This window comes from Sutcliffiella halmapala, from assembly GCF_050107295.1.
In the GTDB taxonomy this organism is placed as follows: Bacteria; Bacillota; Bacilli; order Bacillales; family Bacillaceae_I; genus Sutcliffiella_A; species Sutcliffiella_A halmapala_A.
Genome location: NZ_JBNIKR010000001.1, coordinates 197037 through 223494 on the forward strand (window position 1 = coordinate 197037; position 26458 = coordinate 223494).

A 26458-nucleotide genomic window follows, 5' to 3' on the forward strand; every position below is an offset into this window, starting at 1 on the left:
CTCTTCGCTCCTTTCTACCAATCTCAACGTATGCTTCTTATTCTACTGTCTTTTTCAAGTAGCCGTAGCCCAGTTCCTCCATGTTGTTATATGGAACAAACAGAATCGATGCGCTGTTGATGCAATAACGTTTGCCTCCGAGATCAGGAGGCCCATCGTCAAATACATGGCCGAGATGGATATCACCTGCACGGCTGCGGACCTCCGTGCGAACCATACCGAAGCTCATATCTTTTTGATAGGTCACGACATCCGGGATAATTGGTTTCGTAAAACTTGGCCACCCGCAGCCAGAGTCATACTTGTCGCTACTCGTGAACAAAGGCTCCCCGGTTGCAATATCCACATAGATGCCGGGTTCATAGTTATCCCAGTATTCGTTGGAAAAAGCCCGCTCTGTATCGTTTAACACTGCCACAGCATATTGGCTTTTTGTCAGCTTCTTTTTCAAGTCTTCGTCACTTTGCCTCGGATATTGTGATGCCGCAATGACAATTTCTTGATCGTCCAAGACATTCAAATCGATGTGGCAGTATCCATCTGGATTTTTCTCCAGATAGTCCTGATGGTATTCCTCGGCCAGATAATAGTTATGGAGCGGCAATATTTCCGTAACGATATCTTTCGAATATTGAAGTTTTATATCTGATGCCGCAGCTTGAATAATTTCTAAATCTTCTTCATTAGTATAATAAATTCCTGTCCGATATTGTATGCCAGTATCATTTCCTTGCTTATTCACACTTGTAGGATCGATGACAAGAAAATAATCCTTGAGCAGCTTCTCCAGCGAAACCAGCTCCGGATCATACTGTACATGAATCGTTTCTGCAAAACCGCGATCACCTCTAGTGACATCTTCATAGGAAGGGTCTTTCCCCTGCCCATTCGCATAACCCGAAGTAACATCATAGACTCCGTAGATTCGCGCCATATATGCTTCCAATCCCCAGAAGCAGCCCCCAGCCAGATAGATATCATGAAGCTTACTGTTTGAAAAATCGACATCGTCGTTAGGATTGGCAGGAAGTTTGCTAGAATCGTTCATTGTCAATAGTGTATCTCCTGCAGTCGGACTGCCATACTGCGCGCTCTGCATACTTGAGTAGAGCGATAGGGATATTGCTAAGATAACAACTAGTATGCCACAAAGGAACAAGCCCCGCATGAAAGTTTCCCTCCTTTTAATGGATTTCTTCAAAACGTGCCGTAATGGTTTCGTTATCTACGTGGCCGGGGGACGATTTTGCAAGAATACCATCAGATCCGATATAGTAGGAACTCGGGTACCCTCTCAGCCCGAACTCCCTCGCCCAAACGCCCTCATGATCGAGCAGCACCGTCATATGATCATAAGGCTGGCTGTTGAACCATTTTGTGAAATCCTCCGCTGATTGCTCCCCCTTGTAATTAGGAGTGACAATACTGATGACACGAAAACCATTTTCCTTTCCTGCAAGCATATCTAAATCCTCAAGACCGCTAAGACAAATGCTGCACCAGGAAGCCCAATATTTGACATAAACTTTTTCCCCTTTAAAATCGGACAGCATCACATCATTTCCATTCAAATCCTTCAAGGAAAACATGGGTGCGGGTTCTCCCTGGTTCATTGCCTTATGATCGTTTTCCATGCCATCCTTGACCATTTCTTCATTTTTCATTTCCTCCCCTTGCATTGCCCCGCCTGTTATATCTTCCTTCGGTGCACAAGCACCTAATACAATAAGGGTGGCAAGGAATAGTGCAGAAAGTATTACATGTTTTCTCATCGATTATCCCTCCAAAGATTTAGATTATTCAAACCATGTAACAATCGCATTCAACTGGTCGGTGAACAGAAGAATACCCATGATGACGAGAATGCTGCCGGACAAAACCTTGATGATTCCCATATATTTGTTTAGTCTTTTCAGCTTCTGAAGCAGCTGATCCGAAAAAACTGCCAGCACAAGAAATGGAATTGCAAACCCTATTGTGTAAATGAACATTAGAAAGCTGCCATATGCAGGGGACCCTTCACCGGCCGCAATGCTCAAAATGGAAGCGAGAATAGGGCCGATACAAGGTGTCCAGCCAAAGCTGAACGTCAGGCCAAGCAAGAAAGCTCCCAAGTATCCCCCTTTGTCGATGCGCTTCAGTGAAAGCTTCTTTTCTCTTTCAAGCAATGGCAATCTGACAAGACCTGTCTGATAGATGCCAAATACAATCACAATTGCGCCACAGACGGCAATGAACTGTGGACTTGTAGCCAGATTCCCAAATACACCTGAACCGAATCCGAGCATCATGAACACGGTCGACAAGCCAAGCACAAACAATAGTGTCCTTAGCAAAAGTACCGGCTGTAGCCGAATTGGTCCCAAACGGATTGCAGTCGGATTTGCATGGTCCGCAGCATTAGCTCCGGACAAGTACGCGATGTACACAGGCAGAAGTGGAAAAATACATGGATGGAAAAAGGAGAGCAGCCCCGCAGCAAATACGCCGCCGAGAAACAGATGTTCCGCCATAGTAATCACCTCCATAGACAAGATATTTTGTAAATATGTAGTTCCATTATATCGACCAGCGCCTTCACGGAATATCCAATAATATTTGCATTTTCTATGAAATGATCATGAGTTGCAGGGCGACCAACTAAACAAGGGTACCCAGTTAAAATTATAATTTATGACCCTTATACACATTGCCTTACCATTTCAAATTTTTTTCATATAAATAATGAATAAAGGAGGTGTATGAAACATGTCTATTCAAGAAAAAAGCTATAAAGAGCTAAGAAAAGCGTTGGAAAGAGCCAAGCGTTATCGTACTGTCATTGAAATAATTACAGCGGCAACTCCTCCGGCAGGCAGGCCGCCCAATATTAGAGGAAGAGTCAAAAAAGTGGAGGATGGAACGTTTGTCCTGGAGCTGCTAAGTGGGCCTGATCGTTTTGGTATTTATTCCATCGCACAGCTGATTGGATTTGTTCCTGCTTCTCAAGAATCAGAGGAAGAGGAAGAGGAAGAATCAGAGGAAGAGGAAGAGGAAGAATCAGAGGAAGCTAAATATTAAACTGGTATTGATTCCTCTCTGATTTTGATGAATAGTTCCACGAACTCATATGTTTGCTTTATTATGCAAGCATATGAGCTTTTTTAGTATCTTGGATGACGGGTTTAAGTAGAAGCACTTCTGTTTGTGTGTTTATATAAAATTTGATAATAATCCAATATATTATTTAAAAGTAATTTAACAATTATTTGGGATGAAGGACAAAAAGGTTTTAACATTCTGGTTGATGCTGGAAGCTTTTTCACTGTTAAAAAAATTCTCATTGACTATTTAAACCCTTCCATACTATAATCACACTTAATACTTTTAAAAGCATATAGGAAAGAAGCTATGAAGAGAATCTATTAAATCTTATCTCCCTGTTGTAGAGAGCCGGCGTTTGGTGAAAGATCGGCACAAAGATAAGAGGAATTTCAATCTTGGAGCTTTACTTTGCCTGCGTACGCAAATTGGCAAAGCGGTGTTTAGCCGTTACATTTAGAGTGGAAAGTCGCATGCTTTCAAGAAGGGTGGTACCGCGTGAATCAGTCACGTCCCTTCGGAAAACGTGCGGCTTTTTTGTGTTATAGTCTTTTATTTTTGGGGGGAATTAGTGATGCAGCAAGAGGAACAATGGTCATCGAAGTTGGGATTTGTATTGGCGTCTGCAGGGTCAGCGATTGGCCTTGGGGCGATATGGAAGCTGCCGTATGTCACAGGTGTGAGCGGCGGGGGAGCATTCATTCTGTTATTTTTACTATTTTCCGTGTTGATTGGGTTTCCCCTTTTGCTTGGTGAGTTTATCATCGGAAGGAGTACAGGGAAAGAGGCAGTGTCTGCCTACAAGGAGATTGCACCAGGCTCTAAATGGCATTGGATCGGGTATCTTGGCGTGTTTACCTGCTTTATCCTGTTGTCGTTCTACAGTGTGATCGGTGGCTGGATTGTCCAATACTTATTCTACGGGGTAACCGGAATGATGGATAGTTTTGCTGGTGGTTATGAAGGTTTGTTTACGGAAGCGGTGTCCGATCCGATCGCGGCGGTTGCAGCACAGGGTACATTCTTGCTTTTGACAATCCTTGTTGTGGCAAAAGGTGTACAGAACGGCATCGAGAAGATGAACAAAATCATGATGCCTGCGTTGTTTATTTTATTCATCGTGTTGATTGTCCGCTCGTTGACTCTCGATAATGCGATGGAGGGTGTCTCGTTCTTTTTATACCCTGACTTTTCAAATATTACTGCAGAAAGCGTACTGTTTGCGATGGGTCAGTCATTTTTCTCTTTAAGTGTCGGGGTTTCGGTGATGGTGACCTATAGCTCCTACTTATCGAAAAAGGAAAGCCTTGTGCAGCCGGCTGTTTCAGTTGTCGGCGTGAATCTATTTATTTCCATCCTTGCAGGTCTTGCCATTTTTCCGGCAGTTTTCTCCCTTGGCTTTGAGCCTGCGGAAGGACCTGGCTTGTTGTTCATCGTGTTGCCGTCAGTGTTTGATCAGATCATGTTCGGGAAAGTATTCCTGTTCTTATTTCTTGCCTTGTTTCTTTTTGCGACACTAACCTCGGCTTTTTCAATGCTTGAGATTGTCGTGGCAGCACTGACAAAGAACAAGGGTGGCGGTTCCCGAAGCAAAGCAGCGTGGTTGACGGGACTTGGAATCTTCCTTGTCGGAATTCCATCCGCTCTTTCCTATAGTGTATTAGGGGATGTTACCATCTTTGGCAAAACGATATTCGACAGCGCCGATTTCCTGGTCAGCAATGTCCTAATGCCTGTAGGGGCCTTACTCATTTCCATTTTCGTTTCCTTTAAAATGAAGAAGGACATACTTAGAAGTGAGGTTATCCAAGGGTCAAAAGAATTGAATGTTTTATTTTCTGTGTGGTACCTGTTGATGAGATATGTGGTGCCGGTTGTAATTGTGGTCGTGTTTTTGAATGTGGTTGGAGTGATATAAACATGGGGACAGGTCCCTTGTCCCCATTTATTGAACGAAAGCAGGACGGAAAACGACAATTGTTTCCGTCTTGCTTTTTTTTGCATTTGAGCAGGGATTGTTTGTGTAAAAATATGGATAATCCTACGAGTTTGTGCATAAACCTATAAATTTTCACCGTAAAGGGAAATTTTTGTGCATAAGTCTATAATTTTTCATCGTAAAAGGAAATTTTTATGCATAAACCAAGGGTTTTTCAGCGTAAAGCATATTTTGGCCACCGTTTGCAAACAGAAAGCTATGTGTAATGCCTGGCTACGAAGAATATATTTACATAACCAGGATCATTTGAAGCTTAATGCAAATACAATCATCATAAATCTAGCACTATAGGGCATATTACTCACATTATTAGTCGAGTAGATATCTATGGCTACGGATATTCTTTTCATGCAAGCGTTAATCTAAAAAGGATTAACGCTCTTTGCATTGAATTCTCATAATATAGGGTGGTAATAACAAAATTAGAGGGGGATTCTAATGGATAAAAGAGTTCAGTTTGACTTTGAAATAGAGTTTACTAATGGCGGTGGACTTCAAGGGCAGGAATTCCGCCTCGACATTGATGGAGATGATATTACTGACCAAGAGCTAGCTAAATATATTGTAGAGGATATGAGGCTACTGATGGTTGGAGAAGTAAGGATATTTAATAAAAAAATAATTAATGAAAAACATAAAAGGTGATTCTTGATGACAAATAGTAGAATGAACCCCAAAGTTGATGAGTTTATAAGGAAGGCTAAAACTTGGAAGGAAGAATTTGAGTGGTTGAGAAGTATTGTTCTTCACAGTGAGCTGACTGAAGAGTTTAAGTGGATGCATCCTTGTTACACACTTGAGGGGAAAAACGTAGTTCTGTTTCATGGATTCAAAGAATATTGTGCGCTGTTGTTCCACAAGGGTGCCTTGTTAAAGGATACCCATGGGATATTAATCCAGCAAACAAAGAATGTGCAGGCGGCGCGCCAGATTCGGTTCACTAATGTGGAAGATATCCTTGCAATGGAAAACATCTTGAAAGACTATATCCAAGAAGCCATTGAAGTGGAAAAAGCCGGCTTGGAAGTGGAGTTAAAGAAAACGGAAGAATACATCATCCCGGAAGAGCTTCAAATGAAATTCGATGAGCTGCCGGCCTTGAAAACTGCTTTTGAAGCATTGACTCCGGGACGTCAAAGAGCTTACATCCTTCATTTCTCTAAACCCAAACAATCTAAAACTAGAACCTCAAGGGTTGAGAAATGGATGGTGCAAATTCTCGATGGAAAAGGGTTGAATGATTAGGCTATTTGTTGAAAAAAACACAGCAAAAAGCGATCCAGTAGGAGAAAGTCTAAACTTCGGGTGGAAATGTACGAAGTGATTAATATATCGAATGAAGCATGATCCCAGAGTAAAGGGAAATCTCCTCTGCGTGTAGAAGTTATGGAGGAACATCATCATCAATTCAGGAGGGAATACTATGATCCATAAGCTTTCGCAAGTCATGCTCTATGTCAACAATCAGGATGAGGCCGTGAAATTCTGGACGGAAAAGGTTGGGTTTGAGGTCATTGCAGAGGAAAACAACGGGCTGATGAGGTGGATTGAAGTGGCACCGTCCAAGGACAGGGAAACGAGCATTATCTTGCATGACAAAGAAGTCATTGCGAAGATGTCTCCGGAAATGAACCTTGGCACCCCTTCGCTTATGTTCACCACCCCCAATCTGGAGCAGTTTTATCGCGACCTAACTGAAAAAGGGGTAATGGTAGGCGAAATGGTGAATATGGGGCCGATGAAGGTTTTCAACTTTGCCGATGGGGAAGAAAACTATTTTGCAGTGATGGAAAAGGGTGAATAAGGATTGGCGTAGAAATAACGTCAATGAATAGAAGAGGGGTCAGGCACCGAGGCAATAAGCCGCGGTGCCTGACCCCTTTCATTACAGTTCCCCAAGAAGGAATTGTGCTGTTTTCTGTCGAAATGATGGAGAGTACATAACTGGAAACGCAAAAAAGGGGGATCTATCATGAGTAAAATCAAAGTAGGTATCATCGGAACGGGTTTTGGAGCGAAAGTGCATGCACCGGTTATGCAGAGTCATACTGGCTTCGAGGTTGTTTCGATTTCAAGTGTAGCAAGAGGCAGACTAGATGAAATCAAGGAAGAGACCGGTGTGGAAAATGTGTATGCCAACTGGCAGGACATGCTGGATCAGGAGGAGCTGGACCTTGTTGCGGTCGCCTCTGCTCCATTGCTGCATCATGACATGGTAGTGAAGGCATTTGAAAAAGGCTGTCATGTATTGTGTGAAAAGCCGATGTCCTTTGATGCACAAGAGGCAGAGAATATGATCAAGGCAAGAGATGCAGCGGGAAAATTGGGTTGGATCAATTTTGAATACCGTTTCCTGCCTGCTAGACAAAAGGTGAAAGAAATCGTAGCGAGCGGGAGAATCGGAAAGGTCATGCATGTAAACTTCACCTTAAATATCGCGGGCTACGAGCGGTATGCAACCACTAAGCGAGGGTGGCTCAGCCAAAAGGATCAGGCAGGTGGAATGCTTGGAGCGGTCGGCTCGCATCTCATTGATTCGCTTCTTTGGTGGACAGACGCCCGGGTGGAGTCCATTTCCGGTCAGTTGACCACGCACGTACCTGAGTTCACCGATGAGAATGGGGAAAAGGAAATCCGCACGGCAGATGATGCATTCCAGGCGATAGGGAATTTTGTCGGTGGGGGAACTTTCTCGATTGGCTCGAATATCGCAGTGCGTCATGCAGAAGGCTGGGGGCTGGAGATTTACGGGACAGAAGGCACGCTGAAGATGTCTCAGGACAACAAAGTACTACTTGGAGTCGGGAACGACCCACTGGAAGAAGTGGAGATTGAGAGAGCGCTCGACATTCCGGAGGGGATGAATCAGGTTGCTGCCGGCTATTATAATGCTTTCTACCGATCGTTGGATCAGGTATATCATGCACTGGCGAAGGGTGCCATGCATGCGGACCTTCCTGTTTTAGAGGACGGTCATCACGTCCAGGTGATCCTTGATGCGATCAGGCAGTCCCATGAGGAAGGAAGAAGGATCGTTATCGGATAGTCCTTCTTCTGGCTCTTTATCCACATCTGATTTCCTTATATAATGGAAGTTAGAGAGGAGGAGGGGTTAAAGTGAAAAGTCAAATAGTGTGTGAAAAACGGTCGTATTCCAATGAGTTCCTGTCTCATGAGCATGAGTTCGGTCAGTTTCTATTTCCGTTGAAGGGCTCCTTGCATATGCAGACAAATAGCCAAGAGATCACGCTTGAACCGGATCATTGCTTTTACCTTCCTCCGAAACATAATCATGTATTCCGCTCAACAGATCGAAATGAATTTCTGATTCTGGATATCCCGACTCATTTTTTACCGGAGGAAACCGAGAGTTTATATACGAAGTTGGATAAACATTGGACTGCGATACGCTTTTTACTTTTGGAAGAGGCGAGTCTTAAAGAGAGTGACCCTTCTGCTTTAATGGATTTGACCAGGTATGTGACCCGTAAGCTTAAAGTAACTGTATCAGCATCCATCGACTATATTCATCGCCATTTCAAGGAGTCCATCAGTTTGCAGGCATTGGCGGAAATGGAGCATTACCATCCGACCTATTACTCCTCCTGGTTCAAAATGAAAACAGGAAAAAGTCCGCAAATGTATATCGCTGAATTGCGTATGGGACATGCGAAGCAATTGCTGCTCACCACCACTTGGCCGATCTCACGAATCAGTGAAGAGATAGGGTTTGAAAACGCCTCCTCCTTTACAAGGTGGTTTGTGAAATCAGCGGGGATGCCTCCGCAAAAATACAGAATCATGAATAATGGATAAAAAGAACCTTAAACCTGGTAAAGAAAAGTCGACTGGATTTTTCTATACTCATGTTACAGGTTCTTTATTTTGATAGGGGGAAATCCTATGAAACAAACGTGGGGTCCATTATTGATTTTACTCGCGGCATTCCTCTGGGGAACGACCGGGACTGCACAAACCTTTGCACCGGAAACAGCCCATCCCATTGCGATCGGTGCTGCCCGCTTGGCAGTCGGAGGTTTCTCTTTATTAATCATAGTCCTGCTGCTTGGAAAATGGAACATGAAAAACTGGCCAGTCAAGGAGACCTTAGTTGCTTCCATTAGTATGGCGATCTTTCAGCCATTATTTTTTTCAGCCGTTACTATCACCGGGGTGGCGATCGGGACGGTGATTACAATCGGAAGCGCCCCCATTCTTTCCGGCGTCCTGGAATGGATTTTTTTGAAAAAAAGTCCTTCTAAAGTTTGGAGGTACTCGACTGGCCTATCCATCATTGGCTGTTTCTTGCTTTCCTTAAACAAAGGGAATGTTCATGCTGACCCATATGGAATCCTGATGGCGCTCGGGGCAGGGCTGGCGTTTGCATGTTATGCATTGGTCAGCAGGAAACTGATCGAGAACCACTCTTCCCTATCCGTCGTTGCCGTCGTGTTCACGGTCAGTGCCATTTTCCTATCTCCATTTCTGTTCATCTATGACATGTCTTGGATCAAGGAAACTAGTGGTGTTGCTGTAACACTCCATCTGGGAATTGTGACGACCGGCATCGCCTATCTGCTTTTTGCAAAAGGACTCGCAACCGTCCCTTCCTCCACTGCTGTGACACTCTCATTGGGGGAGCCATTGACTGCAGCGATATTCGGCGTGTTCATACTGAAAGAACAGCTGGATGTCACTTCTTGGATTGGGATTTTGCTGCTCCTGCTTGGGATTGCGTTGTTGATCGGTTTTCCTAGGAAAAAAGAGCCCCTTTGCCATACCATTGAAAGTTAGGGTTATCTGAAAAAAACGAGAAGCAGGCTAACCCGGTAGCCTGCTTTCTCTTTTTCGAGTTCTCGCTTAACACCAAACAATCACCTTATAAGGCATGGTCTGTGCCGGAATGCTTTTCGTGGCAGGGCCATAGATCACTATCAGGTTTCGATTGGCAGGTTTTCCTGTAAAAGGCTGACCGTTGGCTAACAGAAGTTGCGTGTACGGGGAGAGGTTCAGCTTCAACTGTCCGTCACTGCTCACCAACTGGTCGTTGAAGTAGTCGACTTTTACATTCTGGCTGTTGTTATCTTTTACGATTATAAGTGCGTTGTATTGGGGCGGGTAAATAAAAGGGACCGGGGCATTTGCATCATGATAGCCTGTAATGGTATCTCCTACTGATACTCGTGAGTGGTCAATGAAATAAGTGGTGGGAGCCACGACAAAATTGGCCATTGAGCCTGCACCATCTTCAACGGAAAATAATTTATAGCAGCCTTCTCCTTCGCCATTCGGACTGATAGGAAAATCGCTGATCATAGTGACGATTCCACGGAAAAAAGCAAAGCTTATCATATGCATTCCTCCAAGATTACATAATTCTTCAACTATATTCATATTCATCAACAGCAAAAATGAGAACAGGTCTGAAGTAGGTAACACCTTATCCTCTTTTCTGATACTATTGTGGAATAATTGCTTTTTGATTATTGAATCATAATACAAAGGGTGGTGACGGAAATGTCAAAACAAAAGAATACATACGATACGCTGGATAAGCCAAAAAGCAATTGGAGTGTCCTGCTTGGGGCCGCTTTCTTAATGGGAGCTTCGGCAATCGGTCCAGGATTTCTGACGCAGACTGCCGTTTTCACGGAACAACTATTGGCAAGCTTCGGTTTTGTCATCTTGATGTCCATCATTTTGGATATCGGGGTTCAGGTAAATGTTTGGAGGATAATTGCCGTCTCGAAAAAGCGGGGACAGGACATTGCGAATATGGTGCTACCGGGATTGGGTTATTTTCTGGCTTTTGCCGTCTCATTAGGTGGCCTAGCTTTTAATATAGGTAACATAGGTGGAGCGGGCCTTGGGATGAATGTGCTGTTTGGGCTGGATGTGCGCATTGGCGCGATCATCACAGCGGCCATTGCCATCGGGATCTTCCTATCAAAAGAAGCAGGGGTGGCGATGGATCTGATTGCCAGGGTATTGGGGCTGATGATGGTCCTGCTGACACTCTTTGTAGCATTCCAGAGTAATCCCCCAGTAGGAGATGCGGTAATGCGTACTTTTGTACCAGACACCATCGATGTGTTCGCCATTATTACACTAGTCGGAGGAACGGTGGGTGGTTATATCACGTTTGCCGGAGGACACCGCCTTCTTGATGCTGGGATCAGCGGAAAAGAAAACCTTCATCAAGTGACCAAGAGCTCGGTTTCCGGAATTATTATCGCATCCATCATGCGGATATTTCTTTTCCTTGCAGTATTAGGGGTAGTGGTAACAGGATTTGAGCTGAATCCGAAAAATCCTGCAGCGTCCGTTTTCGAGCAGGCAGCAGGGATTGTCGGGTATAAAATGTTCGGGCTGGTCCTTTGGGCAGCAGGTATCACATCGGTTGTCGGGGCGGCTTACACCTCGGTATCCTTTTTGCGGACCTTATCAGGTAAGGTCGATCGGAATAATACGAAGGTGATTATCGGCTTCATCGTTGTTTCGACGATTATTTTTGCACTAATCGGAGAACCGGTGTTACTTCTGATTTTAGCAGGTGCCTTTAACGGATTGATTCTGCCAATTGCGCTAGGAACCTTGCTGATTGCGGCCTATAAAAAATCCATTGTGGGGGATTATAAGCATCCGCTGTGGCTGACCATTTTTGGAGCTATCGTCTTTTTGGCAACTGCATATCTTGCGGGTGTGACGTTAATAAATCAGGTGCCGAAATTATTTTCGTAAGGGTAGGAGAGCTGAACTTAGCTCTCTTTTTTTTCCATGAGAGGAGGTGCCGGTAATTAGATTATGCCGTGTACATAGGGTTATAATAAAAGTACTACGGAGGAAGAAGGGGATAAAATGACAATCGATACTGCAAAATCAGGCTGGAATTTCGATAATACGTATAGCCGGTTGCCGGAAAAGTTCTTTTCTACGATAGATCCAAACCCTGTATCTTCACCTAGGATGATTATTTTCAATCACTCCTTGGCAGAATCTCTCGGGTTAAATGGTGAAGTGCTTTTGGGTGAAGAGGGGCTGTCGGTGTTAGCTGGGAATGAAGTGCCTCCAGAAGGTGCGTCATTGGCACAAGCCTACGCCGGTCATCAATTTGGTGGATTTACAATGCTGGGGGACGGACGCGCCTTGTTGATAGGGGAGCAAATCACCCCAGGTGGCGAACGGTTTGACATTCAATTGAAAGGTTCGGGGCGGACGCCATATTCCCGTGGCGGAGACGGTCGAGCGGCACTTGGACCGATGCTGCGCGAGTACATCATCAGTGAAGCGATGAATGGACTTGGAATTCCGACGACACGCAGTTTGGCTGTCGTGACCACCGGAGAAAGAATCATGCGGGAACGCTTGCTGCCTGGTGCGATTATGACAAGGGTGGCATCCAGTCATTTGCGAGTCGGGACATTCCAGTATGCGGCGAACTGGGGCTCAGAAGAGGAGCTTCGAGCATTGGCGGATTATGCAATAGAGCGGCATTATCCGGAGATTGAAAAAGGTGAGGAACGGTACCTGGACTTTTTTAAAGCGGTGATGAAACGGCAGGCTGCACTGATCGCAAAATGGCAGCTCGTCGGATTTATCCACGGAGTCATGAACACGGACAACATGACAATCAGCGGAGAGACAATCGATTATGGACCTTGCGCTTTTATGGATGCTTATGATCCAAAGACGGTGTTCAGTTCCATTGATGCTCAAGGGCGTTATTCATATGAAAACCAGTCCCGTATTGGCGGGTGGAATCTTGCACGCTTCGCGGAAGCACTTTTGCCATTGCTTCACGAGGAACAAGAAAAAGCGGTGGAGATTGCTCAAGAAGCACTTTATGAATATTCCGGGTTGTATAAGAGTCATTGGCTTTCGGGTATGAGAGCAAAGTTGGGAATCTTTAATGAAGAGAAAGAAGACGAAGCGTTGATCGAGGATCTTCTTGGTCAGATGAAAGAGCATTCTGCGGACTTTACGAATACGTTCCGGGCGTTGACGTTAAATAAGGCGGAGGATACGTTGAACGGGAAGCCTGAGTTTGAAGCGTGGCGTGGGAAATGGCAGGCGCGGCTGGGCAGGCAGGAGGAGAAACAGACTGCTGTGCAGGAACTGATGAAGCGTAGTAACCCTGCAGTGATTCCGCGCAACCATCGGGTCGAGGCGGCACTTGAAGCAGCGGTGGAGTTCGGGAACTACGGAGTGATGGAGAACCTGCTAAAAGTTCTGAAAGATCCATTTGCGCACACGGAAGAGCAGGAGTATTATTGTGCGGTGCCAAGAGATTCGGCGGGGGATTATCGGACTTATTGTGGGACGTAGGGACAGGTCCGTTGTCCCGGCTTAAGGGGCTGAGGTGCCAGGATTCTTCTTACACGATAAGAATTTTTTCCAGGAAGAAAGCTGAACTTGGCCCCTTATTGTAAACATAAAACACATTGGCTTTTTGGGCAGAAAGATGTAAGATTATGATGAAGGAGGTGGGGAAAAGGTGCAACAACAATTGGACCGTATGGAGGAAATGCTTACTAGTCTAATCACCATAGTTGGAAATATCAACAGTGAACAAAAGCTGATGAAGGCTGAGCAAATGGAGATGAAGAAAGACATTTCTGAAATGAAGGCAGAGCAAGTGGAAATGAAGAGAGATATGTCAGAAATGAAGAAAGACATCTCTGAAATGAAGGCAGAGCAAGTGGAAATGAAGAGAGATATGTCAGAAATGAAGAAAGACATCTCTGAAATGAAAGCGGAACAAGTGGAGATGAAGACCGAAATTCTTATTATGAAAGAAGACATGAAGTTGATGCGTGTAGAAAATGAAAAACGGCATTCAGAGGTTATGAATCGCTTTCACACATTAGAGGCGGACCACGAACACACATGGGAAAAAACCGTTAAAAATGAAAGGGAGTTTGCGGTTTTCAAAAAGCAATTTGAGCTGCAAAACACCGATGTCTAATCCACAGGTTAATAGAATACTCATTTCTTAAAACCCCATTTTAACTCCACTTAACACCGCAGGTTTAGATCATTTCATTTATTTCATCATGACAGGAACTCAGCCCAGATTACATGGGTACTGGGACTTTTAAAGAAAAAAGAGGTTGGGAGATTACATTCTCCCGACCTCTTTTCCGTTGAACCGAATAATAACGTATGTCGATGACCTTTTCCAGGTTAAATATTGGTAGGTGATGTGGACGACCAGAAAATAGGCGACGGCGAATCCATTAAGCGCCAAACGAAGCTGTAGAAGTTCTAATGGTTCAATCAAACTGGCAAATCCAAAGCTGATAATCCAAAGACCAACTAATACGAGAAATCCAACCCAGTACCAATCCATCTCATAATTTGCATGTTTATTACCCGATTGTTGCCGTTTCTCCATGATGCACGCTCCCTGGGTGTGCCATAAAAGAAATCAACGCTATATTGGTATGTTCATGGGACGGTGAAAAGAACAGGATGCTTCGGGGACAGGTCCTTGTGTACCCCACCTTTTGGGTGGGACACGGGACCTGTCTCCGGAAGGTTTTTTGCGACCTTTGCCGAATTGGTCAATAGACATGTAAGGAGGAGATTAGAATGAAACAGAAGTGGTCTGAAGAAATGCCTGTCGTGCAGTTCCGCATTGCAAGACCGACAGATCAGCTGGATAAAGTTGTTGAATATTATACGAAAGGGGTGGGGTTGAAGGTTATCGGCTCCTTTAATGAGCATGATGGCTATGACGGAGTGATGCTTGGGTTGCCTGGTTTTGCTTATCATCTGGAGTTTACACAGCATAAGGACGGAAGCCCCTGCCCAGCACCGACAGAGGATAATCTGCTGGTGTTTTATATTCCTGATAAAGAAGCAAGAGACCGGATTGCAGGGAACTTGGAGGTGATGGGTTACTTGCCGGTTGAGCCTGAGAATCCTTATTGGGCGAAAAGTGGGATTACTTTTGAGGATCCGGATGGATGGCGCGTGGTGTTGCAGAATACGGCGGGGATAGGGCATGAATAAATCTTGATTTTTTCCTTTATCCACTTAAAAAAATTGCATTTACAAACAAAAGATATAACATAAGTATTGGTAGCTCATGCGATGGTGAGGTACCTTTTCTCATTAAGTAAAAGGTATTTTATAGAAGAAATATCTAATATTATCCAACAAGTAAGGTATAATTAACCTTTACTACTATTGATTACTACAGGTAGATTGAAAAGAAATAGAAGCAATACTGATTATAGGGGGATACACGTAATGGCATTTTTTCGTCAGGTCGGGAATGGTATAGGTACCATTGCAGGTGGAGTTATTGGGGGAGGAGTGAAATTAGCCGGAAAGGGAATTAAGTCTGATTGGGTAGAGGAAGTTGGAGAAGGGATTTCTCAATCCTCTAAGTTTGCTCTTGATAGTGCGGGGCAATTTATAGACGGTGCTATAAAAAGTACATATGGAGCAGCTACTAAAGATGATTCAATAATGAAAGATGGATTTAGTGATCTTAAAGATTCTACTGGTAGGACAATCAAAGGGATAGGAACAACGGTTATCTATACAGCTAAAAATGCAGGCACAACTTTTGATGGATTAAGATCAGGTAACAAGGAGAAGACATTGCAAGGAGTAAAGAATATTGGGAAAGTAGCTGTGGTTGCAACTTTAGCTGTTGGTGTAGTGGATGTAGTGGACGGAGTAGATGTTGCAGAAGCAAGTGAGCTTGAAACAAGGAATGACCATCTTTCCGGAACAGAACATCCAGAGACTGGCGTAGTTTTTGTAGAAAAAATAGTGGAGTTACCAAGCGGGGAAGTCACTGGAGCATTTCCGGTTTTTGATTTTGCATATGAGGTAACATTGCCTGAGGACTTTTATCTTCAAAGTGATTACGTCCATTTTTCTTATGCTAATGTGGAGCTGTATGAGGCGCTACAATCCAATCCAGAAATTATTCAAGAACTTGATTTAACAGATTATGATCTTCAATTGCTCGAACAAGGCAATACCCTTGAAGGATACACTTGGCACCATAGCGAAGAAGCTGGTTTGCTACAGCTGATTAAAGAAGAAGTACATCATAACACCGGTCATACTGGAGGCAGGGAACTCTGGGGCGGAGGAGTAGCATATCGATAAAAAATTCGAAGTAAGCAGGTCTAGATTTATACATCAATTTGGCCAAAGCAATCATAAGGAAAATTCATGAAAGGTAGTGATTTTGAATGAAGATATGGTTTAACAGATGGTTCTCAACAGTTACTCACTATATCAATATGATAAAAAATAATGAAGATGGTAAAGAATTCATTATTTATGGTACTCACCCAAATAAAAATTCAGTTTATCTGCAAGCTTGTGATTTTGCAGAAGTAGAGCCGGATATCGATGGAATGGAATATCTTCATTATTGCCTTAATTTTTGTCTGAAACATAAGATAGATATATTTATTCCGAGGAAAGAGAACGTCATGATATCTCAGCACATCGAAAGATTCGAAGAAATCGGGACGAAAGTATTAGTGTGTCCAGACTCAGAACTAATGTCAATACTTGATAACAAGGAGTTAACCTATAGATCGATTCAGGAAATAAATGAGAATAATAGCTTTTTAGTGTCTATTCCAGATTACTATATAGCAAATAATATAGAAGAATTCAAAGAAGCCTATAAAACCTTAAAAGAAAAAGGGCACACGGTCTGCTTTAAGCCTGTTATCGGCGAGGGGGCAAAGGGATTTCGAGTAGTAAAGGATAATATAGATAGTATCAACGATCTACTCGATAATGGAATTGGTTACAGAATTCCTTACCCGTATGCCTGTGAAATATTTAGTCAAGAGAAGAAAATACCTCCTTTGATGGTATTGGAATATTTGGATGGAACAGAATACAGCATTGACTGTTTGGCGGACCAGGACAACCTTTATGCAATTATTCCTAGAAAAAAAGCTGGAGGACGGATACGAGAACTTGAAAATAATCGTGAGTTGATTAAGATCGCGAAAGATATTCATAAGAAATTTCGAATACCTTTTATTTTCAATATTCAAGTGAAGTATGCTAATGGTGTGCCTAAGTTATTGGAGGTTAACCCGAGGATGAGCGGTGGACTTCATTTCAGCTGTCTATCCGGTGTGAATTTTCCATATTTAGCAATCAAGTTATTACTAAATGAAGAAATATCTGTTTCAGAGCCATTCTATGATATTAAAGCAAGTCATTTAGAAAGTCCGATGATTATATCATAATCAAACTAAAGCAAAAAACATAAAAATAGAAGAGTTCGATACATATCCTAACTCTTCTATTTTTATGCTATATTTCCAAAAAAAGATAGATTAAACGAACAATGTTTAGTAGAATAAAATTATACTCATTTTTACATTTTTCTAGTAAAAAAACTAATTTTCAACATAATTGGAAGCGAATGAAGTCGTTTTTTGTAGTTGGACATATTTTTAATAACATGTCTTCACTAATCTATTATTTTCACAAAGGGGTGTAGTGGATGTCTATTTCTTTACTTAAAGGGCAAAGAATTGATTTAACAAAAGGTAATGCTGGATTATCACAATTAATGATTGGTCTTGGCTGGGATCCAATTCAATCAAAAAGAGGCGGTTTCTTTGGTTTTGGAGGAGGAGCTCCAGATATAGATTGTGATGCTTCTGTTTTGATGTTAGAGAATGACAGATTTAGTGATAAGAAAAATCTTATTTACTTCGGGAATTTAAAAAGCTCCTGTGGAAGTATTCAGCATACTGGAGATAATCTTACAGGTGAAGGAGATGGAGATGACGAGCAACTAATAGTAAATCTCCGTAAAGTCCCACAACAAATCAATAAGTTGGTTTTTGTAGTAAATATATATGATTGTGCACGAAGAAAACAAGATTTCGGTATGATTGAAAATGCTTTTATAAGGGTTGTTAATGTGGATAATAATCGTGAGTTATTAAAGTTTAATTTAACAGAAAACTATTCTGGGAAAACGAGCTTAATCGTAGCTGAAATTTACCGTCATGGTAGTGAATGGAAATTCGCTGCATTAGGAAATGGTACAAATGATACAGGATTAGAAGGTATTGTTAATAGATACTTATAATTTTATATATAAAATTCGTTTACAATAATTTAATAATAAGGGGATGAAAAATATGGCAATCACTCTATCAAAAGGGCAAAAAGTAGATTTAACAAAAACGAATCCAGGGTTAACAAAGGTTGTAGTAGGACTTGGATGGGATACAAATAAGTACGATGGTGGTACAGATTTCGATTTAGATGCAAGTGTTTTCCTGTTAGATGCAAACGGAAAATGCACTTCTGAAAAAGACTTTATTTTTTATAATCAACTAATTGGCGGAAATGGTTCAGTTGAACATACGGGTGACAATCGTACTGGTGAAGGGGATGGGGACGATGAGCAAGTTAAAATCGATTTAAGCGCCGTTCCTTCAACTATTGAAAAAATTTCATTTGTAATTACGATTCATGATGGAGAGCAAAGAAACCAAAACTTTGGTCAAGTATCCAATGCATTCGCGCGCATTGTTAATGAAGACAGTAATGAGGAACTAATTCGTTACGATCTTGGCGAGGATTTTTCCATTGAAACGGCGATTATTGTAGGCGAGTTGTACCGCCATAATGGAGAATGGAAATTTTCTGCCGTTGGTTCTGGATACCAAGGTGGATTAGCACGTATTGCAACTGATTACGGTTTAACACTTTAATTAAATTTATGAAAAAGAGGACAAGAAGTGAAAGCCTTTCTTGTCCTCTCTACTGAAAATGGGAGGGAATACAGATGGCAGTACAGTTATCAAAAGGGCAACGCATTGATTTAACAAAAACAAATCCAGGTTTGGTTAAAGCAATTATTGGACTTGGGTGGGATACAAATAAATATCAAGGTGGACAAGATTTCGACTTGGATGCATCTGCTTTTTTGGTTGATGCGAACGACAGATGTCTAAATGATCAAGACTTCGTATTCTACAATAATCTACAACATCCTTCTGGTTCAGTTGTTCATACAGGAGATAACAGAACTGGGGAAGGTGACGGGGATGATGAACAATTAATTGTTGATTTCTCGAAGATTCCAGCTAATGTCCATAAAATTGGAATTACAGTGACTATACATGACGCGAACGTTCGTCATCAGAACTTCGGGCAAGTTTCCAATGCCTTTGTCCGATTAATGGACGAAGCAAATAACCAAGAATTACTGCGATTTGACTTAGGAGAAGACTTCTCCATAGAAACAGCAGTTGTGGTATGTGAATTATACAGAATGGGTAATGATTGGAAATTTAATGCAATTGGTAGTGGGTTTTCTGGTGGATTAGGAGATTTATGCAGAAATTACGGTTTACAAGTATAGAAATGTTTTTTGTAGAAAAGCAGTATTAGGGGGAGCAACAAATTGGAAATTTTGAAAGAAATATTATCAACATATGCGATGTTTTTCGACTTTGAGATGTGGGCGCAAGTTTTATCTGATCCTGTGTCATGGGGATTAATTGGTTCCCTGGTAATAATTGAAGGTTTGTTATCAGCAGATAACGCTTTAGTTCTTGCGATTCTAGTTAAACATTTACCAGAAAAGCAAAGAAAAAAAGCACTTATGTATGGACTTTTCGGGGCATATTTCTTCCGGTTCTTATTTATTGGTATAGGTGTCTATTTAGTTAAGTTTACATTCATTAAAGTGCTTGGTGCAGCTTATTTGGCTTGGATTGTTATTAAATACTTCCGTGACAAACATAGCGAAAATGGTGAAGAAGATGAAGCACAGGTTTTCAATAAGGGTGGATTCCTTGCACGAACTATCGGTGTGTTTTGGGCTACAGTATTCACTGTAGAGATGGTAGATATTGCTTTTAGTGTGGACTCAATTCTAGCTGCATTTGCAATTTCTGATCAAGTGTGGGTTCTGCTTGTAGGTGGAATGTTGGGAATCCTAATGATGCGAACGATCGCAGGAGTATTCCTGAAATTAATCGATAAATTTCCAGAGTTTGAAACAACAGCTTTTGTGTTGATTGCAATAATTTCAGCAAAAATGTTTGCAAGTATATTTGGTTTCCATTTAGACCATCTATTATTCTTTGCAATTTTAATCTTATCTTTCCTAGCAACATTTGTAGTGCATTATATTAAGAAATCTAGAATTACTGCTAAAGAAGAAGCTGCAGCTTCAAAAGAATAAACCGATAAAAGAAGGAGTTGGAAACGCATCTCCTTCTTTTTTATAAATTAAGAGGTGTTATTTTGTTACATTTTAATTATTTATCCGATTTACAAATCGAAGGCATCTTTTTGAAGAAACCAACCTGCATAACAAAATCTTCGCCAAGAGATATTCTGCAATATAGCTTGGGAGCGACTTTGTATATGCCCTCTACTAGAAATGACATTGCAGATCTAGTGATAACCCAAAAGTTCACCGAGCTATGTTCAATGGTTCTGTGCCTAGAAGATGCAATAGGAGATAATGAAGTTGAATTGGCAGAATGCATGGTAGTTAACCATATAAATTCAATCTATCAAGCTATTAAAAATGGTTCTGTGTCTCCTGAAAAACTACCGCTGATCTTTCTCCGAGTAAGAAATCCAGAACAAATACCTAAAATCAGTAATTCATTGGGAAATGCACTTGATTGTGTGACCGGTTTTGTTTTCCCGAAATTTACAACTTCAAATGCTAATTTATATTTTGAGCAGATGATTAAAGTAGGAACTGAACATCGAATTACATTATATGGTATGCCTATCTTTGAAACACCGGAACTTATTGACAAGCATACAAGAGGGACAACCTTCAATGAATTAAAGAAAATCCTAGATTCCTACAAAGAACATATATTAAACATTCGCATTGGTGCAACGGACTTATGCGGATTATATGGAATCAGAAGAAATTGTCATACTACGATTTATGATATCTCTATCATCAGAGATTTTTTAACGGATCTAATAAATTATTTCGGTAGAGATTTTGTAATCTCTGGACCAGTCTGGGAGTATTTTGACAGCAAAACTACAAGAATCCTAAAACCACAACTACGACAATCACCATTTAAAGATTCATATGGTGCTGTAGGGTTAAAAGTCCGGACTCAATTATTAAATGAATATGGTGATGGATTAATAAAAGAAACCCTTTTGGATATCGCAAATGGATTAAATGGAAAAACTGTTATACATCCTAATCACCTTAAAATTGTTCAAAGTCTGTATGTAGTCTCGAAAGAAGAATATCTGGATGCCTTAACAATTATTGATAGTTTTAATGGGAATATAGGTGTTATAAAGAGTGAATATTCCAATAAAATGAATGAAATTAAACCGCACTATCTATGGGCTTTAAACATAATGAAAAAATCAAAGATCTACGGAGTGTATCATGAAAACCACAACTACATCGACTTATTATCAGAATCAGTGCCTACTCCAAATTTCACCTAACATGTCTGTGGAACTGCTAATAAAAGATAATCCACTTAACTTAACTCTGGATAGTTTATTTTCAATGGCTGCCAGAGTGAATAAAAAAAGAGGATTTCTATTTGTGAGTAAAATCCTTGGTAAACATATACCTACACACCCTTTGAAACCCTTATTGGCCTCAGGAGTGCTAGCGTTAGAATTCTATGAACGGAGTACCGGCAAAGATGTAACCAATAAAGATATAATCATCAAGGGACTTTTGTCCGATAATCCGACAGAAATTACTAAATCATATTCCCTTTTGAATGCACAACAACTTAAGTTGAAGGGAAACCCAGTAATCATTGGGTTTGCTGAAACTGCCACTGCATTAGGGCATGCATTTTTCGATTGTATAAGCAATGCCTACTATATTCATACCACTAGAGAGATAGTGGAGGATAGACAGGCTAGTTTAAATTTTGAAGAAGAGCACTCACATGCAGTTGATCAGCTGTGTTATATTGAAAAAAAATTTATAAACAACAGTGAACCTATTATTCTCATAGATGATGAAATTACAACCGGAAAAACCGCTATTAACATTATTAGAGATATACATAGGATGTATCCGCGGAAACAATATTCGGTTATTTCTATATTGGATTGGCGCTCTGATGGGAATAAGAAACAGTTTTTCCAATTAGAAAATGAATTGGGAATAACGATTACGGTCGTATCTTTGCTGGCAGGAAATATGCATTTTCTTGGTGAGACGATAGAGGAGGCTGAATATAATTATGAACCTTCACACCGGGATCTAGATGTAGAAGTACAATCTATCGATTTGTCCCATTTATTTACACAAACTCGTTTTGTAAGGAAGAGAGAATCCATCCCCTTTATAGAAGAAACAGGTAGGTTTGGAATGAAATCTGAATCTAAGCAAGCTGGAACGGATAAGTGTTCTGCTGCTGGAGAGCATTTGAAGAAATCTAGAGTGGGACCCAACACACTTTCCCTCGGAACAGGAGAATTTATGTATCTCCCAATGAGAATTTCTTCTTATATGGGTGAGGGAGTTCAATATCATTCAACAACAAGGAGTCCCATCTTTCCTCAGAAAAATAAGGGTTATGCGATTCAAAATGGTTATACGTTTTTAAATCCTGAAAATACGGAAATTGTTCACTATGTTTATAATATCCCCAAGAATTACTATGATGACCTTTTTCTCTTTTGTGAAAAAGATATCTCAGAGAAATCATTAACAGAAATAATTGAGATTGTAAAAGATAGAGGCATCAGAAAATTAAACATTGTAACATTTTCAACTCGTGGAGGGAGGGAATAATATGGATGCAACTTTGTTTAAAATGGGAAGTTATCCTGAGGAGGATGTTACTTTTCTATTAAAGGATTTATCAAACGTTAAAATAGAACGAAGTACCATTGAACGAGAAAGTGCGATTCAAAAAGGGGTGCATTATTCTGAAATGCTCCCAATTGAATATAAACCTTCTCAACAATATATTAACCTTTTCTCAACATCCCTAGAGGAAACGAAGGAGAAAATCGCATTATATGTTGCAATAGTAGCAGAACAAATAATAAGCGAAAAAGGATTCAATATTGTTCTTTCCAGCTTGGCCCGAGCAGGAACGCCTATAGGTGTATTAATAAAAAGATATATCCAATTTAGATATCATCGGGTTGTTCCACATTACAGCATTTCTATAGTAAGAGATAGAGGTATTGATGAAAATGCTCTTCATTTTATTCTGGCTAATCATAAAGATAAAAAGATAGTTTTTGTAGACGGCTGGACAGGCAAGGGAGCAATCAAAAAGCAACTGGATTTCTCTATAAAAGTTTTTAACGAGAAATATAATCAAGAAATATCCTCAGAGCTTGCTGTTTTGGCAGATCCAGGCTATTGTTCCTCTTTATATGGAACTAGAGATGATTTCTTGATTCCCAGTGCGTGCTTAAACTCGACCGTTTCAGGGTTAGTAAGTAGAACTGTGTTAAACAGATCTTTGATTGGTTCTTCCGATTTTCATGGGGCAAAGTTTTATAAAGAATTACTTTCTGAGGATTTATCCAATTTCTATGTCGATACGATATCATCTCAATTTTCTGCCATTAGTTCCTTAGTACAGCAGGAATTAGAAAATATAAAGAATGAACACATTGCACCTGACTGGAGAGGATTAATCTCTATCCAAAGTATTCAGGATGATTACAAGATAAGCAACACCCATTATATTAAGCCGGGAGTTGGAGAAACAACGCGCGTCCTGCTTAGAAGAGTACCTTGGAAAATACTGATCAATACTAGTGAAAAGTCAAATCTAGGCCATATATTGATGCTTGCAAAAGAGCGAGGCGTTCCCGTAGTGGAATACAATAATATGTCTTATAGCTGTTGTGGCTTAATAAAGCAAATGGAGAATAAAGATGAAAGCGTTCGCTAGTGATTTGGATCGCACTTTAATCTTTTCAAGAAGAATGTTGGAATCTTTTGAAACAGAATGTAAATACGAACCATGTGAAATAATTAGAGGCGAGCCGAGCTCATTTATTTCTTTGAAAACAAAAACCATTCTAACGGAAATAAATAATGAAATGCTCTTTATCCCTGTAACAACTAGAACGAAGGAACAGTATCAGAGAATCCGCTTGTTCCAAGATGAAGTAGTACCGGAATATGCAATAACAAATAATGGAGCAACTATTCTAAAGAATGGTTATGAAATAAAGGAATGGAAGCAATTTATCAAGGAGGAATTACAGTCCTGCTTATCATTTAAACAAATGATCATGATGATAGAAGGCATGGGTAATAATTCATGGATTCAGCAAATCAAACATGCAGACAATCTTTTTATCTACCTAATCGTAAATAATAGATTACTCTCAGAAAGTAAGATAGCGGAATTAAAGCAATGGCTAAAGAGTCTGGGGTGGAATATCTCCCTACAAGGTAGAAAGCTTTACATCGTTCCTACTCCAATAGAGAAATGGAAAGCAACGGAGTATTTATGTAATCATCTTGATGTGAAACATATATATACAGCTGGAGATTCACTGCTGGATTACGAGCTTATTACAAAAAGTAGTTATGGAACTGCTCCTTTACATGGAGAGATTCTAAAGTATTACCCTTCCCTTACAAAAACAAAAAGTTATGGAATCAAAGCATCAGAGGAAATTGTCGAAGCTGTTTACAATAACATTCTCTTAAAATCTTAATAATTGGATGAGACAGGATGGTGTAAAACCTCATTCTTCCAAATTAATATCTATTTTAGAGGGGGTGACATCATGAGTAATATCTCAAGTATAAAAATTACGCAAACAAACTTAGATTCTGATAAATGGAAACTTACTTTATTTAAGACTCTGCCAGAAAGAACTCCATATGAAAAAAATACTGTGTATCAATATTCTCAGGTTGCTGGGAGGATATTAGGTACTTATTATGATGAAACGGAGTATTATTTATTTTTATATGAGCTTTTCATCTCTGAAAAAGTACATGTGCTCAGTGAGATATTAGACAAGTCCATTTCCCCAGAACGCTTTCAAAGTGTTCAAAGGGTTCACATGATTAATCAAAAGGAAAAGGGATTATCAGTAAACAGGTTTGTTGCTTTTTTAGAAGGGGAAAGATTGATCCCTAGGCACGAAAACCCACTTTTACATAGACAGCTCAGACAATCTCTCATTTCAGTATTGGAAAAGTTTCGCAGGCTCCACAAAGAAGGATTTAATCATCCTGATTTTCGAAGAGTTCTAGTGGATATTGTCAAATGGTCTTGGAATCATCTTCATGTTTGGTTAAAAGAATGTAACCCGGAACTGGAAATGCCCCGTGTAATATGGTATGGAGAAGCTTCAAAGAGCCAATTGTACTTTTTACATTATTTACTGTTAGTAGGTTGTGATGTCCTTATCTTTCATCCGGAAGGAAAGGACGATTTTGCTCAGTTAGATCCAGATCAAGAGTTCACCAAAATTGTAAAACAGCCAGCAACAGGTAAATTGGAGCCGTTTCCAACTGAAAAACCGGATCGGAAATCAACTGTTGCATATAGAGCAACACAAGAATTGAATGAAGTATTATTCCATGAAGGTTCGCACCTGTATAAGCCTTGGCAATTCAGGGAACACTTACCTTCTTCTATTACATTAAAAACCACTTATGATGAATTGTTCTTAATTTCTAAAGAGAAAGCATTTCTACGTCCAGATTTCGAAGCGACAAGGAACGATGTTCAAATTCCGTGTGTATTTGCAAAGATCATAGGCATTTCTACCAACAAAAAAGAGTATTGGGAGAGATTTCATGGCCTAACGGAAATAAAGCAAACGAACTTAATTCATCAATTCCCTTTTACAAAGGAAATAAAAGCAAATTATAAATTCCATTATCAGCATGCACTAGGTAGAGACGGAAAACTTGATCCTGCCAAAATGATTACTAGTAATTGGTGGCAGTATAATCACCTTCCTGAAGGCATCCAATTGGCCATTGCACACGTAGTTTCAAACATGTGCGCGAGCCCTAGGCTTCTTCCTATGAATAATGAGAAGTTGGAGGATGTTCAACTGTATTTATTCACACAAGCTACCGAACTGCCAGAAAATCATGTGAAAATTATTCAAAAGTTCGATTATTCTCAGGAAGTCCCAAAGCTTGTGTTATACAATAACGAGCTTAACGGTTCTATTTCCCGATCTGATGCAGCAAGATTATTATTTTTCAATGAATTCGGTTTAGATATCTTAATATATAACCCACCAGGACATAACTGCATGGAGAATTTTATAGTTACAAATACCTTTGATACACATTGGCTAGAGGAAATGTCATATCATCAAGAGCTGAAAGAAAAAGAAACATCACTTATAAAAAAATTATTCAATACAATAAAATTTTAG

Annotated in this window: 28 protein-coding genes and 1 other annotated feature; of the genes, 23 read left to right on the forward strand and 5 right to left on the reverse strand. The window is 40.6% G+C overall.

Annotated features, from left to right (window positions below):
- Positions 1-37 precede the first annotated feature (37 nt).
- The 3 genes from msrB to ACQCT5_RS01035 are packed head-to-tail and all read right to left on the reverse strand — an operon-like array spanning position 38 to position 2513.
- Positions 38-1168 (reverse strand): peptide-methionine (R)-S-oxide reductase MsrB, encoded by a 1131-nt coding sequence (gene msrB / locus ACQCT5_RS01025; protein ID WP_499638002.1) that lies wholly within the window; start codon positions 1166-1168, stop codon positions 38-40.
- 16 nt (positions 1169-1184) lie between these two features.
- Complete coding sequence (locus ACQCT5_RS01030; RefSeq protein ID WP_499638005.1) at positions 1185-1772, reverse strand: redoxin family protein; 588 nt, start codon at positions 1770-1772, stop codon at positions 1185-1187.
- 24 nt (positions 1773-1796) lie between these two features.
- The gene (locus ACQCT5_RS01035) at positions 1797-2513 is read right to left on the reverse strand and encodes a cytochrome c biogenesis CcdA family protein (RefSeq protein ID WP_499638008.1); all 717 of its coding nucleotides are present in this window, start codon (positions 2511-2513) and stop codon (positions 1797-1799) included.
- A 235-nt stretch (positions 2514-2748) separates the two neighbouring features.
- Here ACQCT5_RS01035 and ACQCT5_RS01040 point away from each other — a divergent pair, with 235 nt between their 5' ends.
- The 8 genes from ACQCT5_RS01040 (at position 2749) to ACQCT5_RS01075 (ending at position 9874) form a co-directional block, all read left to right on the forward strand.
- Positions 2749-3060 carry a hypothetical protein gene (locus ACQCT5_RS01040; RefSeq protein WP_499638011.1) on the forward strand — a complete coding sequence of 104 codons (312 nt, stop codon included), beginning with the start codon at positions 2749-2751 and terminating at the stop codon, positions 3058-3060.
- A 321-nt stretch (positions 3061-3381) separates the two neighbouring features.
- Positions 3382-3601: a binding site (T-box leader), on the forward strand.
- Positions 3602-3655: 54 nt separating this feature from the next.
- On the forward strand, positions 3656-4999 hold the full coding sequence (locus tag ACQCT5_RS01045; protein ID WP_499638014.1) for a sodium-dependent transporter: 1344 nt from the start codon (positions 3656-3658) through the stop codon (positions 4997-4999).
- 519 nt (positions 5000-5518) lie between these two features.
- Positions 5519-5725, forward strand: coding sequence for a cyclase (locus tag ACQCT5_RS01050; RefSeq protein ID WP_499638017.1), 207 nt, complete (start codon positions 5519-5521; stop codon positions 5723-5725).
- 6 nt (positions 5726-5731) lie between these two features.
- Positions 5732-6325 (forward strand): YdeI/OmpD-associated family protein, encoded by a 594-nt coding sequence (locus ACQCT5_RS01055; RefSeq protein WP_499638020.1) that lies wholly within the window; start codon positions 5732-5734, stop codon positions 6323-6325.
- A gap of 178 nt (positions 6326-6503) precedes the next feature.
- Positions 6504-6884, forward strand: a complete 381-nt coding sequence (locus ACQCT5_RS01060; RefSeq protein WP_499638022.1) for a VOC family protein — start codon at positions 6504-6506, stop codon at positions 6882-6884.
- Between the two features lie 168 nt (positions 6885-7052).
- Entirely contained in the window at positions 7053-8126 is a 1074-nt protein-coding gene (locus tag ACQCT5_RS01065; RefSeq protein WP_499638024.1) for a Gfo/Idh/MocA family protein, read from the forward strand.
- A 71-nt stretch (positions 8127-8197) separates the two neighbouring features.
- Positions 8198-8896 carry a helix-turn-helix domain-containing protein gene (locus tag ACQCT5_RS01070; protein WP_499638027.1) on the forward strand — a complete coding sequence of 233 codons (699 nt, stop codon included), beginning with the start codon at positions 8198-8200 and terminating at the stop codon, positions 8894-8896.
- Between the two features lie 87 nt (positions 8897-8983).
- Entirely contained in the window at positions 8984-9874 is an 891-nt protein-coding gene (locus tag ACQCT5_RS01075) for an EamA family transporter (protein WP_499638030.1), read from the forward strand.
- 66 nt (positions 9875-9940) lie between these two features.
- On the opposite strand, the gene ACQCT5_RS01080 is transcribed toward ACQCT5_RS01075, so the two are convergent.
- Positions 9941-10432: a hypothetical protein gene (locus ACQCT5_RS01080; protein WP_499638033.1), complete on the reverse strand. Its 492-nt coding sequence runs from the start codon at positions 10430-10432 to the stop codon at positions 9941-9943.
- 165 nt (positions 10433-10597) lie between these two features.
- Between ACQCT5_RS01080 and ACQCT5_RS01085 the strand changes: the two genes are divergently transcribed.
- From ACQCT5_RS01085 to ACQCT5_RS01095, 3 genes are all read left to right on the forward strand, one after another.
- Positions 10598-11821, forward strand: coding sequence for an NRAMP family divalent metal transporter (locus ACQCT5_RS01085; protein WP_499638036.1), 1224 nt, complete (start codon positions 10598-10600; stop codon positions 11819-11821).
- 117 nt (positions 11822-11938) lie between these two features.
- On the forward strand, positions 11939-13405 hold the full coding sequence (locus ACQCT5_RS01090; RefSeq protein ID WP_499638039.1) for a protein adenylyltransferase SelO: 1467 nt from the start codon (positions 11939-11941) through the stop codon (positions 13403-13405).
- A gap of 169 nt (positions 13406-13574) precedes the next feature.
- Positions 13575-14045, forward strand: coding sequence for a hypothetical protein (locus ACQCT5_RS01095; RefSeq protein WP_499638042.1), 471 nt, complete (start codon positions 13575-13577; stop codon positions 14043-14045).
- A 153-nt stretch (positions 14046-14198) separates the two neighbouring features.
- Here ACQCT5_RS01095 and ACQCT5_RS01100 read toward each other — a convergent pair whose 3' ends face one another.
- On the reverse strand, positions 14199-14474 hold the full coding sequence (locus ACQCT5_RS01100; RefSeq protein WP_499638045.1) for a hypothetical protein: 276 nt from the start codon (positions 14472-14474) through the stop codon (positions 14199-14201).
- 197 nt (positions 14475-14671) lie between these two features.
- Here ACQCT5_RS01100 and ACQCT5_RS01105 point away from each other — a divergent pair, with 197 nt between their 5' ends.
- The 12 genes from ACQCT5_RS01105 (at position 14672) to ACQCT5_RS01160 (ending at position 26458) form a co-directional block, all read left to right on the forward strand.
- Positions 14672-15094 (forward strand): VOC family protein, encoded by a 423-nt coding sequence (locus ACQCT5_RS01105; protein ID WP_499638048.1) that lies wholly within the window; start codon positions 14672-14674, stop codon positions 15092-15094.
- Between the two features lie 240 nt (positions 15095-15334).
- Entirely contained in the window at positions 15335-16210 is an 876-nt protein-coding gene (locus ACQCT5_RS01110; protein WP_499638051.1) for an HNH endonuclease, read from the forward strand.
- Positions 16211-16296: 86 nt separating this feature from the next.
- Positions 16297-17322: an ATP-grasp domain-containing protein gene (locus ACQCT5_RS01115; RefSeq protein WP_499638053.1), complete on the forward strand. Its 1026-nt coding sequence runs from the start codon at positions 16297-16299 to the stop codon at positions 17320-17322.
- A gap of 260 nt (positions 17323-17582) precedes the next feature.
- Entirely contained in the window at positions 17583-18179 is a 597-nt protein-coding gene (locus ACQCT5_RS01120) for a TerD family protein (protein WP_499638056.1), read from the forward strand.
- 52 nt (positions 18180-18231) lie between these two features.
- Positions 18232-18810, forward strand: coding sequence for a TerD family protein (locus tag ACQCT5_RS01125; protein WP_499638059.1), 579 nt, complete (start codon positions 18232-18234; stop codon positions 18808-18810).
- 74 nt (positions 18811-18884) lie between these two features.
- Positions 18885-19463, forward strand: coding sequence for a TerD family protein (locus tag ACQCT5_RS01130; protein WP_499638062.1), 579 nt, complete (start codon positions 18885-18887; stop codon positions 19461-19463).
- Between the two features lie 42 nt (positions 19464-19505).
- Positions 19506-20291 carry a TerC family protein gene (locus tag ACQCT5_RS01135; protein ID WP_499638065.1) on the forward strand — a complete coding sequence of 262 codons (786 nt, stop codon included), beginning with the start codon at positions 19506-19508 and terminating at the stop codon, positions 20289-20291.
- 62 nt (positions 20292-20353) lie between these two features.
- Entirely contained in the window at positions 20354-21550 is a 1197-nt protein-coding gene (locus ACQCT5_RS01140) for an HpcH/HpaI aldolase/citrate lyase family protein (RefSeq protein ID WP_499638068.1), read from the forward strand.
- Positions 21489-22865, forward strand: coding sequence for a phosphoribosyltransferase family protein (locus ACQCT5_RS01145; RefSeq protein WP_499638071.1), 1377 nt, complete (start codon positions 21489-21491; stop codon positions 22863-22865). Before ACQCT5_RS01140 ends, ACQCT5_RS01145 begins: the two co-directional genes overlap by 62 nt.
- A gap of 1 nt (position 22866) precedes the next feature.
- The gene (locus ACQCT5_RS01150) at positions 22867-23988 is read left to right on the forward strand and encodes a cysteine protease StiP family protein (RefSeq protein WP_499638073.1); all 1122 of its coding nucleotides are present in this window, start codon (positions 22867-22869) and stop codon (positions 23986-23988) included.
- On the forward strand, positions 23972-24766 hold the full coding sequence (locus tag ACQCT5_RS01155) for an HAD family hydrolase (protein ID WP_499638076.1): 795 nt from the start codon (positions 23972-23974) through the stop codon (positions 24764-24766). The genes ACQCT5_RS01150 and ACQCT5_RS01155 overlap by 17 nt, the downstream gene beginning before the upstream one ends.
- 72 nt (positions 24767-24838) lie before the next feature.
- Positions 24839-26458 carry a YceG family protein gene (locus ACQCT5_RS01160; protein ID WP_499638079.1) on the forward strand — a complete coding sequence of 540 codons (1620 nt, stop codon included), beginning with the start codon at positions 24839-24841 and terminating at the stop codon, positions 26456-26458.